Here is a 12366-nt window from a genome sequence, read left to right as displayed (position 1 = left end):
ACTCCCGAAACTCAGGCCTGGTCGATGCCGGTGATCTTCACCTGGGTGTACCGCTGGCGGTGACCCTGGCGCTTCTTGTACCCCGACTTGTTCTTGTACTTCAGAATCCGGATCTTCGGACCCTTGGTCTCACCGAGAATCTCGGCGGCAACCGTGAACTTGCCCGCCTCGGTGGTCACGTCGCCGTCGTTGACGACGAGGACCGTCGGCAGCGAAACCGTGGAACCGACCTCGCCGGCGACCTTGTCCACTTCAAGGACGTCACCGACGGAGACCTTCTGCTGCCTGCCGCCGCAACGAACGATCGCGTACACCGCGGAACCCTTCTTCTGACTGCTTGCTCGCTGGATGCTGCGCCCCGCATCCGGCTGTGGTCATTGATGACGTACCGGGTAGGCGCGCGAACAGGGCGCGCCATGAGCGCACCGGTTCACCAGAATACCGGATTGACGGTGTCCTGGTCGAACCGGGCGGAACGTCGGGGGTGCCGACCTCAGGTCCTGCTCCTTGGATCTTCTGCCTGCCTTGGTCCCCCGGACGGGGCCTCGCGACGGTTCCGTCACCCATAGCACGCTATGAGCTCCTCTTCCGCCCTACGAGACACCGTCCGGCAGACCCACGCCACGGCAAAATCTGCGGGACAGGACCTACTCGGCCGACCTGGCCTTGCGGGAGCGTCTCCGCCCCCGGCCAGAAGCCTGTGCTGCCTGACCGTCCTCGTTCTGGACTCCATCAAGCGCATCGGTCACCGTATCACGACCCGACTGGTCACCGGCCGCCACAGCGTGGCTACCGTCCTTGCCGAGCTTCTCCGCGACGGCCTTCTCGACCGCCATCTTGCCCTGCGTACCACGCGGCTCCGGCTTGCCCTCGACCGGCTCGGTCGAGACGTGCAGGCCGCGGCCGTTGCAGCACTCACAGACCGTGGAGAACGCCTCCAGGAGCCCCTGACCGACCCGCTTACGCGTCATCTGGACCAGACCCAGGGAGGTGACCTCGGCGACCTGGTGCTTGGTACGGTCGCGGGCCAGGCACTCCAGCAGCCGCCTCAACACCAGGTCCCGGTTGTTCTCCAGCACCATGTCGATGAAGTCGATGACGATGATGCCGCCGATGTCGCGCAGCCTGAGCTGGCGGACGATCTCCTCGGCCGCCTCCAGGTTGTTGCGGGTGACGGTCTCCTCAAGGTTGCCGCCCTGGCCGGTGAACTTGCCGGTGTTGACGTCGACCACGGTCATGGCCTCGGTCCGGTCGATCACCAGCGAGCCACCGCTGGGCAGCCAGACCTTGCGCTCCATCGCCTTGGCGATCTGCTCGTCGATCCGGTAGGCGGCGAAGACGTCGCCGTCCTCCTCCCACCTGCTGAGGCGGTCGGCCAGGTGCGGGGCGACGTAACGGACGTACTCGTCGACCGTCTCCCACACCTCGTCTCCCGCGACGACCAGCGAGGAGAAGTCCTCGTTGAACACGTCCCTGACCACCCGGACCGTCAGGTCCGGCTCGGAGGAGAGCAGCTCCGGCGCGCTGGCCGACTTGGCCTTGCGCTGGATGTTCTCCCACTGCGCCGACAGCCTGGCCACGTCGCGGCTCAGTTCGTCCTCCGACGCCCCTTCGGCGGCCGTGCGGACGATGACCCCGGCGTTCTCCGGCATGACCTTCTTGAGGATGCTCTTGAGGCGGGTGCGCTCCTTGTCGGGGAGCTTGCGGCTGATCCCGGTCATCGAGCCGTCGGGCACGTAGACCAGGTAGCGCCCGGGCAGGCTGATCTGGCTCGTCAGGCGGGCGCCCTTGTGCCCCATCGGGTCCTTGGTGACCTGTACCAGCACCGACTGGCCCGACTTCAGCGCCACCTCGATCCGCTTGGGCTGTCCCTCCAGCCCGGCGGTGTCGAAGTTCACCTCTCCGGCGTACAGCACCGCGTTACGGCCCTTGCCGATGTCGACGAACGCGGCCTCCATGCTCGGCAGGACGTTCTGCACCTTGCCGAGATAGACGTTGCCCACGTACGACTGGCTCGCCTCGCGGTTGACGTAGTGCTCGACGAGGACCCCGTCCTCCAGCACCGCGATCTGGGTGCGCCCACCGGTACGGCGGACCACCATCATGCGCTCGACGGACTCCCTGCGGGCCAGGAACTCCGACTCGGTGATGATCGGCGGACGCCTGCGACCAAGCTCGCGCCCCTCGCGGCGGCGCTGCTTCTTGGCCTCCAGGCGGGTCGAGCCTCGCACGCTCTGCACCTCGTCCACCGAGGTGCTGCGCCCGGCGCGGGGCGCGCGGATGCGCACCACGGTGTTCGGCGGGTCGTCGTGGACCTCTCCCGCCTCGTCGGTGCCCCTGCGCCGCCTGCGGCGACGCCGGCGCGAGCTGCCGCTCTCCGAGTCTTCGTCCTGCTCGGCCTCGGGCCTGTCCTCTTCGTCCTGCTCGGCCTCGGTCTCCTCGCTCTCGTCGAGGTCCCGCGTCTTGCCACGGCCCCGGCCACCCCTGCGGCGCCGACGCCGGCGGCCACCGGCGTCCTCGTCTCCGTCCGTGTCCTCGTCCTCGGGCTCCTCGGCGATCTCGGCCTTCGCCTCGACGGGCTCGGGCTCCGGCTGCGGCGCGGGAGGCTGGACCGGCGCGGGCCGGACGGCGGGCTGCGCGGCCCGCTGCGGGTCGGGGGCCTGGAACAGCGGCTGGAACACCGCCGCGGGTGCCTGGAAGGTCACCGAGGGCACCTCGGAACGTTCTTGGGCGACCAGCCCGAAGGGGTCGGCGAACAGCCCCGGCCGCCGTTCCTCGACGGCCTCCTCGACGAGGTCCTCACCCGCGGGCTCGTCATCGAGCGGTTCGTCGACGGGCAGCTCGAGCAGCAGCTCCGCCTCGACCTCCTCCGCCCCGGCCGTGGGCACCTCGCCGGTGACCTCCTCGGCCGCGGCCGGCTCCTCCCGCACGACTGCCTTCTTGCGCGTACGGGTGCGCTTGGCAGGGGCGGCGGGCTCCTCCCGCGGCGCCGGCTCGGCGGCGGGCTCCTGAACGGCGGCGGCCGCCGTCTCGACAGGCTCGGCGACCGGTTCGGCCACCTTCTTCGCACGACTACGCCGCGTGGTGGTGGCGGTGCCGTCCGTCGCGACGGTCTTACGTCTGGTGGCGCGCTTGGGCGCAGCCTCCTTCACCTCTGCCGCCTCTGCGGGCTCTGCCACCTCGGCGGGCTCTACAGCCTCCGCGGGCTTCACCGCGGGCCCGGACGCACCGGCCGCCGACGGTTCCGGCGAGATGCCGGACGCCGCCCGGAGTGCGGGTGCCGTCACGACCTCGGGAGCCGAATCCGGCTCCTCCGGCGGAGGTCCTGCGGGTCGGCTCGCGGCCCTGCGCCTGGGCGCCGGTGGCCGCGTCTCTTCTGTTGTCGTGTCCCCACCGAGGCTGTTGACCCCGGCGTTGGGCTCGTTGTCGAGCATGCGGGCGCTCTCCCGTTCAGCTCCCGGGCACGTCTCCGCGCCGCGCGGGAGCTCTCGTCTCTCACTGTCCGCCAGGCTCATAGCCCGGCGCCAAGTCCTATATGTCGCCGCCGACGTGCCTGCCCACCGGTTCCGCTTCGCCGCCGCGCGTAATGTCGCGGTCCAGGCCGAACGGATCAGCGGGCTCACCGGTGCGAACGTCCAGCGGGCCCTGCGCCAGCCTGGTCACCTCGGGGGGCACCGGCGGCGCGAAGTCAGCCACAAGACGCAGTCCAGTGAGAACGTCGTCGGGTCGAACGGCAGGAGTTGCGTGCCGTACAACCATGCGAAGTATGACACATGGCCGACTGGACGCCTGACCTGCTGTTGTCCCTTTGCCCTCAAATGCCGCGAGGCTCAGCACCGCCTCCCGCGCGTCGAAACGTCGCATCCCCTTCTTGGTAAGGCGTTCGACCTCGACGTGATCGGTGGCGATGAATCTCTCAACCGCGACACCCGCGAGGGCGAGATCGGCTCCGGGCAGCCGCAGTTCCCACGCCGAGCACTCCATCTGGTCGGCCAGACTCGCGGGGCCGGCCTCCACGACGTCAAGCACGTCGAGACCGGGAGGCAACGAGGCGTCCAGAGCGGCTCGCAGCCGCTCCGGGTCACACTCGCGCGTCACGCTGATCTCGAGGTACTCGGCCTCGCTGGCGACCCCGGTGGGTGCGGCCCCTCCCACGTAGGAGATCTTCGGGTGGGGCGAGAAGCCCGCGCTGAACGCCACCGGGACGTCGGCTCGCCGGACCGCGCGTTCAAGCGCCCGGGAGATGTCGCGGTGGCTGGTGAAGCGCAGGCGGCCACGCTTGGCGTAGCGCACACGGAGACGCTGCACCACTGGCGCGGGCGGCGGCCCGTCGGGAGCGGGTTTCAGAGTGGTGTCGTCCTTCCAAAGTCGTGGTCGTCGTCTCTTGGGTGGGCGGCGCTCACGCACCGCCTACCTCAGACAACCGTCAGTGGCAGCAGCTTCTTCCCGGTGGGCCCGATCTGGATCTCCGTCCCCATCGTGGGGCAGACGCCGCAGTCGTAGCACGGGGTCCATCGGCAGTCTTCGACCTCGACGTCGTTGACCGCGTCCTGCCAGTCCTGCCAGAGCCATTCGCGGTCGAGACCGGCATCGAGATGGTCCCAGGGCAGGACCTCGTTCTCCTCGCGCTCGCGCGTGGTGTACCAGTCGACGTCGACCCCGACCTTGGCCGCGGCGTCCATCCAGCGCTGATAGGAGAAGTGCTCGCTCCAGCCGTCGAACCGGCCGCCGTCCGCCCACACCGCGCGGATGACCTCCCCGACCCGGCGGTCGCCCCGCGACAGCAGGCCCTCCACGATCGAGGGCTTGCCGTCGTGGTAGCGCAGGCCGATGGCCCGGCCGTACTCCCTGTCACCGCGCAGGGCCTCCTTCAGCGCCCTGAGCCTGCGGTCGACCGTCTCGTGGTCGGCCTGGCCGGCCCACTGGAACGGGGTGTGCGGCTTGGGAACGAAGCCACCGATGGAGACCGTGCAGCGGACGTCGCGCGACCCGGTGGCCTCTCGACCGGCCTTGATGACCTTCTTGGCCAGGTCGGCGATGCCCTCGACGTCGACGTCCTCCTCGGTGGGCAGGCCGCACATGAAGTAGAGCTTCACCTGCCGCCAGCCCTGGGTGTACGCGGTGGTGACGGTCCTGATCAGGTCTTCCTCGGTGACCATCTTGTTGATCACCTTGCGCATCCGCTCGGAGCCGCCCTCGGGGGCGAACGTCAGACCGGAGCGTCGGCCGTTGCGGGAGAACTCGCCTGCCAGGTCGATGTTGAACGCGTCGACCCGGGTCGAGGGCAGCGAGAGCGAGGTGTTGGTGCCCTCGTAACGATCCGCCAGTCCCTTGGCGACCTCACCGATCTCGGAGTGGTCGGCCGAGGAGAGTGACAGCAGGCCGACCTCGTTGAAACCTGACGCCTTCACGCCCGCCTCGACCATGTCACCGATCGTGGTGATCGAGCGCTCACGCACCGGACGGGTGATCATGCCGGCCTGGCAGAACCGGCAACCTCGGGTGCAGCCGCGGAAGATCTCCACGCTGAACCGCTCGTGCACGGTCTCGGCCAGCGGGACCAGCGGCTTCTTCGGGTACGGCCACTCGTCCAGATCCATGACCGTGTGCTTGTGGATCCGCCACGGCACACCCGACCTGTTGGGTGCGACGCGCTGGATACGGCCGTCGGGGTGGTAGTCGACGTCGTAGAACTTCGGCACGTAGACCCCGCCGGACTCGGCCAGCCGCATCAGCAGCCCGTCGCGCCCGCCGGGCGAGCCCTCGGCCTTCCACTCGCGGATGACCTCGGTGATCGCGATGGCGATCTGCTCCCCGTCGCCCAGCACGGCGGCGTCGAGGAAGTCGGCGATCGGCTCGGGATTGAACGCCGCGTGACCGCCGGCCAGGACGATCGGATCATCGTCGCCCCGCTCCGACGCCTCCAGCGGGATGCCCGCCAGATCCAGCGCGGTCAGCATGTTGGTGTAGCCGAGCTCGGTCGAGAAGGAGAGACCGAACACGTCGAACGCCCGTACCGGACGGTGCCCGTCGACCGTGAACTGAGGTACGCCCTCGACACGCATGAGCGCCTCCAGGTCGGGCCAGACCGCGTAGGTCCGCTCGGCCAGTGTCTCCGGCAGCTCGTTGAGGATCTCGTAGAGAATCTGGACGCCCTGGTTGGGCAGGCCGACCTCGTAGGCGTCCGGATACATCAACGCCCAGCGAACCGTGGTCTCGTCCCAATCCTTGACGGTCGAGTTGAGCTCACCTCCGACGTACTGGATCGGCTTCTGCACTCTGGGCAGGAGCGCTTCCAGGCGGGGAAACAGCGACTCGACAGACATGCCATCAAGAATATCCGCCTGGAGAGAGTGCCATAGGCAGTCACCCATGCCGGTGCTAGAAAGACTGCCGGCGCATGTGAATCGCCTGAAGCATCCCAAAAGCAATCATGTTGGCGAAGGTGGCGGTACCGCCGTAGGAGACGAACGGCAGGGGAAGACCGGTGATCGGCATGATCCCGACCGTCATCCCGATGTTGACGAACGATTGGAAGGCCAGCCAGCACACGATCGACCCGGCCGCCAGCGCGCCGAACCGGTCCTCGCACTCCCGGGCGATCCGCACCCCCCGCAGCAGGATCACCCCGAGCAGCGCCACCACGGTGACCGAACCGAGGAAGCCGAACTCCTCCCCCGCCACCGTGAAGATGAAGTCGGTGTGCTGCTCGGGTACGAAGCGGCCGGTGGTCTGGCCGCCCCCGAACAGCCCCTTGCCGAACACCTCTCCCGACCCGATCGCGATCAACGACTGGGTGCTGTTGTAGCCGACCCCGCGCGGATCGCTGGCCGGGTTGAGGAACGCGGTGAACCGAGCGATCTGGTACGGCTCCAGGATGTCGAGGAACCACACGGCCGCCCCCGCGCCGAGCACGCCGAGGGTGAGCCCGCCGATCCAGCGCTTGCGGGCGCCGGCCACGACGATCGCACCCGCCGTGATCACCCCGATGACCATCGTGGTTCCCAGGTCGGGCTGGAGCATCACCAACCCCATGGTGAAGGTGGCCACCACCAGCGCGATCACGACGTCGAAGCTCCTCGGCCGGTCGGTGCCGCGGGCGGGCTGGGCCAGCAGCATGGCGAGCATCAACACCAGGCCTAGCTTGGCGAACTCCGAGGGCTGGAACGCGAAACCACCACCCAGCATGATCCACGAGTGTGCGCCGTTCACGGTGCTGCCGAGGGGTGTGATCACCAGAAGCAGCCCGATCAGCGTCACGCCGTACACCAGCGGCGCGAAGGTTCTCAGCGTCCGGTGGTCCAGCATCGCGGCCGTACCGGCCAGCACGGCTCCGATGACGAGGTTGAGGATGTGCTTCTTGACCAGTCCCGTGGAGCCGGCCGCCCATGTCCTCGTCGAAGACCAGACCAGCATCGTGCCGATCACCCCCAGGGCGGTTACGGCGACCAGCATCACCCCGTCCATCCGGCCCACCGCGGCGGCCGCCGCCACCGTCCTGCCGGCCAGGGACGCCCTCGGCGGCGCGGCCGCCACCCGGTTCACGCCGCTCTCCTGGCGGACGTCACCGCCGACGCCGTCACGGACACCACCGCGGACGGTGTCACCGATGCCACAGCGGACCTCATCGCGCCACCGTCCCGTCTTTCGCGATCACCGGAAGCGCTCTTACCGGGCGCCCGCCCGGCAGGATCGGGGAGGCCGGCTTGCCGTCGGGCTTGAACCCGAAGATGCCCTCGTAGATCTTCCGCACCGCCGGAGCCGCGGTCTCGGCGCCCATCCCACCCTGGGAGACCATGGCGACGATCACGAACTGCGGCTTGTCCGTCGGGGCGAACGAGGCGAACCAGGATGTGTCGGCCTTGCCGTAGACCTCGGCGGTGCCGGTCTTTCCGCCGATCTTGACCTGGTTCATGGGGAACCCGGCAAAGGCCCCGGCCGCGGTGCCGTCGGAGGCGACCTCGCTCAGCGCCCCCTTGATGTAGGCCCGCTCCCGTGGCGAGAGCGGCAGCCTGCCCACCACCGGCACCTCGATCTCCTTGACCTTGGTGCCGTCGGGACGCACCAGCGCCCAGCCCAGCCGGGGGCTGCGCAGCCTGCCGTCCCCGACCAGCGCCGCGTAGGCCGCCGCCAGCTGCAGCGGCGTCACCAGCACGTCGCCCTGCCCGATGGAGAAGTTGGCGGCGTCACCGGGCCGCCACTGGTACCCCTCCAGGCAGTTCTCGTACGCCAACCGCTTGAGGAAGGCGGCCCTGCTGGGGCTGCTCCTGGCCACCTCCGGGTAGCCGGTCCTGGCCCGCTTGCAGTTGGTGTCCTTGGTCACCGACCAGAGCGTCTTCTTCCACGCCCGGTCAGGAATCCGGCCCGCCGACTCACCCGGCAGGTCGATGCCGGTGGGGCGGCCGAAACCGTAGGCGCGCGCCATGGCCGCCATCGGTTCCTTGGTCCTCCCCTTGGGATTGAGCCCGCCGTCGCGCAGCCACTGCTCGTAGGCCGCCCGGTAGAAGATCGTGTCGCAGGACTTCACCAGCGCCATGTGCAGGGTGAGCGTTCCCAGCCCGATACCCCGGAAGTTGTTGAACGGCCGGTCGCCCACCATGAAGGACCCCGGGCAGTCGTACTGGCCGTGCAGCGGGTAGCCGTCCTTGAGCATCGCCGCCACCGACGACACCTTGAACGTCGAACCAGGCGCGAACTCGCCTTTGATGGCCCGGGAGACCAACGGCTTGCCCGCCTTGCCGGACAGCAGACGCTGGTACTGCGCCTCGGAGATTCCCCCGGTCCAGATCGCCGGATCGTACGTCGGCGCGCTGGCCAGAGCGACGACCCTGCTCGTCTTCACATCCAGCACCACCGCCGCCGCGCCGTCCGCCGTGGGCGCGCCCTTCATCGCCTCGGCCAATGCCTTCTCCGCCGTGGCCTGCACCCTGGAGTCGATGCTGGTGATGAGCGTGTCGCCCGGCACCGGGGGCACGTGCTGCTCCACCCCGATGACCTTGCCAAGCCGGTCGACCTGCACCCGCCGCATCCCCGGCGTCCCACGCAGCGACACGTCGTAGACCGACTCCAGGCCGTCCCTGCCCACCAGGTCGACCCCGGAGAACGCCGCCCTGAGCCCGTCGCGCCTGTTCAGCTCCTCCTGCGTGATCGGCTGCAGGTAGCCGAGCGCCTGCGCTCCCGCGCTCCGGCTCGGATACTCCCGTACCGCCTGCACCTCGGCCGTGACCCCGGGGAACTCCTCCTGCCGTTCCAGGATCTGCAGGGCCTCGCGCGTGGTGACATCCGCGTCGATGGGGATCGGCTGGTACGGAGAGCCCGGCCAGCAGGGACGGGTGACCCCCGGCCCGCATGCCCTGATGCGCTCCCGTAGCTCGGCGGGGCGACGGCCGAGCACGGCGGCCAGCTTCTCGAGCACCTCCTTGCCGTTGCCCTCCATCCGGTTCAGGCGGGTGCGGTCGACCGAGACCACCAGCGTGGTCCGGTTTCGGACCAGCGGACGGCCCGTCGAGTCAAGGATCTGCCCGCGTACCGCGGGAACGACGACATCGCGCGTGCGCGTCTCGGTGGCGGCCACCACGTACTCCGGACCACGCACCACCTGCACCTGCCAGAGCCGGACAGCGAGCAACGCCAGCATCGACACCACCAGCAACTGCACCACGACCAGCCGCCCCCGCATCAGGCCCATGCTCGCTCCTCCTCACCGCCGCTCATGTGTCCCCCAGCACGAGGTGCCTCACAAGCGGCTCCGCATGACGTATCCGAGCACCTGGACGGGGCGCGGCTCCGGCCCGCAGACGAGCCTTCGCACCACCCACACCACCGGCGACGCGGCAAGCAGGTTGTAGAGCACCGCCTGCGGCAGCGTGGTCGTGAGCATGGACACGCCGGTCCGTGGGTCTCCCAGCAGGGCGCCGGTCGCCACCGCGATCACCGGACCGGCGACCGCGCAGGCCAGCGCCGCGAGCGGCCCCGCCCCCGGATGGCTCTCCACCGCGCGCCCCGCGATGAAGCCGACGAGGCAGAGCACCAGCGCGTGGTGCCCGAACAGGTGCGCGGCCGGTGGCAGCACATCGCTGAGAAGCCCGGCGGCGAAACCCATGGCCGCCCCCGCCGCCGCCCCGCGGGCCAGCGCGTACCCCACCACGGCGAGCAGCACCAGATCCGGCGCGGCCTGCCCTGGCAGCGGCAGCCTGTTGACGACGGTCACCTGGAAAATCATGATTCCCAGGAGCAGCGCCACGAAGATCGCGTTGCGCCCCATCCCGTCAGACCCCCTCTCGCTGGAAGCGGGGAGGCGCCGCCTTTCGCGGGCCGGAGGGGAGCACCGCGTCACGCGGGTCCCGGCGCGGCGCCTGCACCACCACGCCGACCACGTCCAGCGCGGTGAGGTCGGCGTACGGCCGCGCGTACGCGATACGGGTCAGCTCACCCGGCGTGGCCTCCACCCGCTCCACCACCCCGATCGGCACCCCCGCCACGTACGGCGCGCCGCGCTGGGAACCGAAACTCACGATGCGGTGGCCGGGGATGATGGGCGCGGTCGAGTCGAGCAGCCGGAAGCGGACCAGACGGCCGTTCTCCCCCACCCCGTGCACCACCCCGATCTCGTTGCTTCCCTCCAGCCGGGCTCCGGCCGCCGAGGCGGGGTCGCTGAGCAGGACCACGGTCGAGGTGGACGCGCCCACGTGGATCACCCTGCCGACCAGGCCGTCGGCGTTCAGCACCGTCATCTCGGTGCGCACCCCGTCGGCGCGCCCCACGTCGAGCTCGACGGCCTCCTCGAACCCGGGAGTCCCACGCCGAGCGATCACCTGGGTGGGCAGGATCTTGTATCCGCCGGTGCCCGAGACCCCGAGCAGCTTGCGCAGCTCCTCCGAACGCCCCCGGTCGAGGCTCTGCGCCACCAGGTCCCGCTTGAGCCGCTGGTTCTCCGCGAGCAACTCCTCGATGCGTCCACGCGCGGAAGGAGCCTCGGTCATCGTCTCGAAGAACTCGCCGACCGGCCGCACGATCCCCGACCCCACACTCTCCGCGGTGCCGAACAGTGTCGTGCCGACCATGCGGAGCGGCCCGAACGGGGACTGCGCGGCCGAACGGTGGTCGATGGTCACGAGCACGAGCGCGGCGGCCAGCAGCAGCCCCAGGTTGACCCGTGCCCGGCGGGTGTCCTTCATCAGTGCCGCGGCTCGGGAACCAGGACCTGCTGCAGTGCGTCGAAGTCCTCGACGCACTTGCCCGTGCCCAGCGCCACGGAGTCGAGGGCGTTGTCGACGAGGTGGATCGGCATGCCGGTCTCGGCCTTCAGCCGCTCGTCCATGCCCTTGAGGAGCGCCCCGCCTCCGGTGAGGGCGATCCCCCGGTCCATGAGGTCTCCGGAGAGCTCCGGCGGGCACTTGTCAAGTGTGGTCTTGACCGCGTCGACGATCACGTTGAGCGGTTCCTCGATGGCCTTGCGGATCTCGGCCGCCGACACCACGATCGTCTTCGGCAGGCCGCTGACCAGGTCACGCCCCCTGATCTCGGCATGGCTCTCCTCCGGGAGCATGCAGGCGGAGCCGATGGCCATCTTGATCTCCTCGGAGGTGCGCTCGCCGAGCATCAGCGAGTACTCCTTCTTCGCGAAGGCGATGATCGCCTGATCGAGCTCGTCACCGCCCACCCTGATCGACTGGCTGGTGACCACACCGCCCATCGAGATGATCGCCACCTCGGTGGTGCCGCCGCCTATGTCGACCACCATGTTGCCGGTGGGCTCGTGCACGGGGAGCCCGGCGCCGATCGCGGCGGCCATGGGCTCCTCAACGATGTAGACCCTGCGGGCGCCCGCCTGGTATCCGGCCTCCTTGACCGCCCGCTGCTCGACCCCGGTGATCCCGCTCGGCACGGCGATGATGATGCGCGGCTTGGCGAAATGGCGGCGCTTGTGCACCCGCTGGATGAAGTAGCGCAGCATGCGCTCGGTGACGTCGAAGTCGGCGATGACACCGTCCTTGAGCGGACGGATGGCGATGATGTTGCTCGGAGTGCGGCCTATCATCCGCTTGGCCTCGATGCCAACGGCCACGATCTTCCCATTGATGCTGTTGATCGCTACGACGGATGGCTCGTTGAGCACGATTCCGCGCCCTCTGACGTACACGAGGGTGTTCGCGGTGCCGAGGTCGACTGCCATGTCACGGCCCAAAAAAGCAAGATTGCTGCCCATGAGGAAGGCTGGCCTCCTTCCGTCAGGTCGTCGGCGAAAACTACGGAACGCACTCGAATCGTAACGTGACGCACCCACCCTTGAGCGCAATGAGCCGGCCTACCGCAGCAAAATCTTGGGTTAGCCAAATAGGTCGGGCCCCGCCGTCCAGAAGGACG

At 69.3% G+C, this 12366-nt stretch carries 9 protein-coding genes; all 9 read right to left on the bottom strand.

Annotated features, from left to right (window positions below):
• Positions 1–11: 11 nt before the first annotated feature.
• Complete coding sequence (gene rplU, locus ABZU75_RS32555) at positions 12–314, bottom strand: 50S ribosomal protein L21 (protein WP_030924785.1); 303 nt, start codon at positions 312–314, stop codon at positions 12–14.
• A 333-nt stretch (positions 315–647) separates the two neighbouring features.
• Positions 648–3434 carry an Rne/Rng family ribonuclease gene (locus tag ABZU75_RS32550; protein WP_355562607.1) on the bottom strand — a complete coding sequence of 929 codons (2787 nt, stop codon included), beginning with the start codon at positions 3432–3434 and terminating at the stop codon, positions 648–650.
• Positions 3435–3531: 97 nt separating this feature from the next.
• The gene (locus ABZU75_RS32545; RefSeq protein WP_355562604.1) at positions 3532–4311 is read right to left on the bottom strand and encodes a TIGR03936 family radical SAM-associated protein; all 780 of its coding nucleotides are present in this window, start codon (positions 4309–4311) and stop codon (positions 3532–3534) included.
• Positions 4312–4415: 104 nt separating this feature from the next.
• Entirely contained in the window at positions 4416–6326 is a 1911-nt protein-coding gene (locus ABZU75_RS32540; RefSeq protein WP_355562601.1) for a TIGR03960 family B12-binding radical SAM protein, read from the bottom strand.
• A 55-nt stretch (positions 6327–6381) separates the two neighbouring features.
• Positions 6382–7536 carry a rod shape-determining protein RodA gene (rodA, locus tag ABZU75_RS32535; protein ID WP_355562647.1) on the bottom strand — a complete coding sequence of 385 codons (1155 nt, stop codon included), beginning with the start codon at positions 7534–7536 and terminating at the stop codon, positions 6382–6384.
• A gap of 88 nt (positions 7537–7624) precedes the next feature.
• Positions 7625–9688 carry a penicillin-binding protein 2 gene (gene mrdA, locus ABZU75_RS32530; RefSeq protein WP_355562598.1) on the bottom strand — a complete coding sequence of 688 codons (2064 nt, stop codon included), beginning with the start codon at positions 9686–9688 and terminating at the stop codon, positions 7625–7627.
• A 48-nt stretch (positions 9689–9736) separates the two neighbouring features.
• The gene (gene mreD / locus ABZU75_RS32525; RefSeq protein ID WP_355562595.1) at positions 9737–10264 is read right to left on the bottom strand and encodes a rod shape-determining protein MreD; all 528 of its coding nucleotides are present in this window, start codon (positions 10262–10264) and stop codon (positions 9737–9739) included.
• 4 nt (positions 10265–10268) lie between these two features.
• Positions 10269–11177 carry a rod shape-determining protein MreC gene (gene mreC, locus ABZU75_RS32520; protein WP_355562592.1) on the bottom strand — a complete coding sequence of 303 codons (909 nt, stop codon included), beginning with the start codon at positions 11175–11177 and terminating at the stop codon, positions 10269–10271.
• Positions 11177–12208: a rod shape-determining protein gene (locus ABZU75_RS32515; protein ID WP_355562589.1), complete on the bottom strand. Its 1032-nt coding sequence runs from the start codon at positions 12206–12208 to the stop codon at positions 11177–11179. Before ABZU75_RS32515 ends, mreC begins: the two co-directional genes overlap by 1 nt.
• Positions 12209–12366: the final 158 nt, after the last annotated feature.

The sequence above is a fragment of the Streptosporangium sp. NPDC005286 genome, assembly GCF_040607515.1.
Taxonomy (GTDB): Bacteria; Actinomycetota; Actinomycetes; order Streptosporangiales; family Streptosporangiaceae; genus Streptosporangium.
This window is presented reverse-complemented; position numbering and strand designations above follow the sequence as displayed.

Excerpts from the sequence above, each read along its gene's own strand:
- ABZU75_RS32515 (WP_355562589.1), bottom strand. The coding sequence starts at position 12,208 with ATGGGCAGCAATCTTGCTTTTTTGGGCCGTGACATGGCAGTCGACCTC.
- mreC (WP_355562592.1), bottom strand. The coding sequence starts at position 11,177 with ATGAAGGACACCCGCCGGGCACGGGTCAACCTGGGGCTGCTGCTGGCC.
- ABZU75_RS32550 (WP_355562607.1), bottom strand. The coding sequence starts at position 3,434 with ATGCTCGACAACGAGCCCAACGCCGGGGTCAACAGCCTCGGTGGGGAC.
- mreD (WP_355562595.1), bottom strand. The coding sequence starts at position 10,264 with ATGGGGCGCAACGCGATCTTCGTGGCGCTGCTCCTGGGAATCATGATT.
- ABZU75_RS32540 (WP_355562601.1), bottom strand. The coding sequence starts at position 6,326 with ATGTCTGTCGAGTCGCTGTTTCCCCGCCTGGAAGCGCTCCTGCCCAGA.
- mrdA (WP_355562598.1), bottom strand. The coding sequence starts at position 9,688 with ATGGGCCTGATGCGGGGGCGGCTGGTCGTGGTGCAGTTGCTGGTGGTG.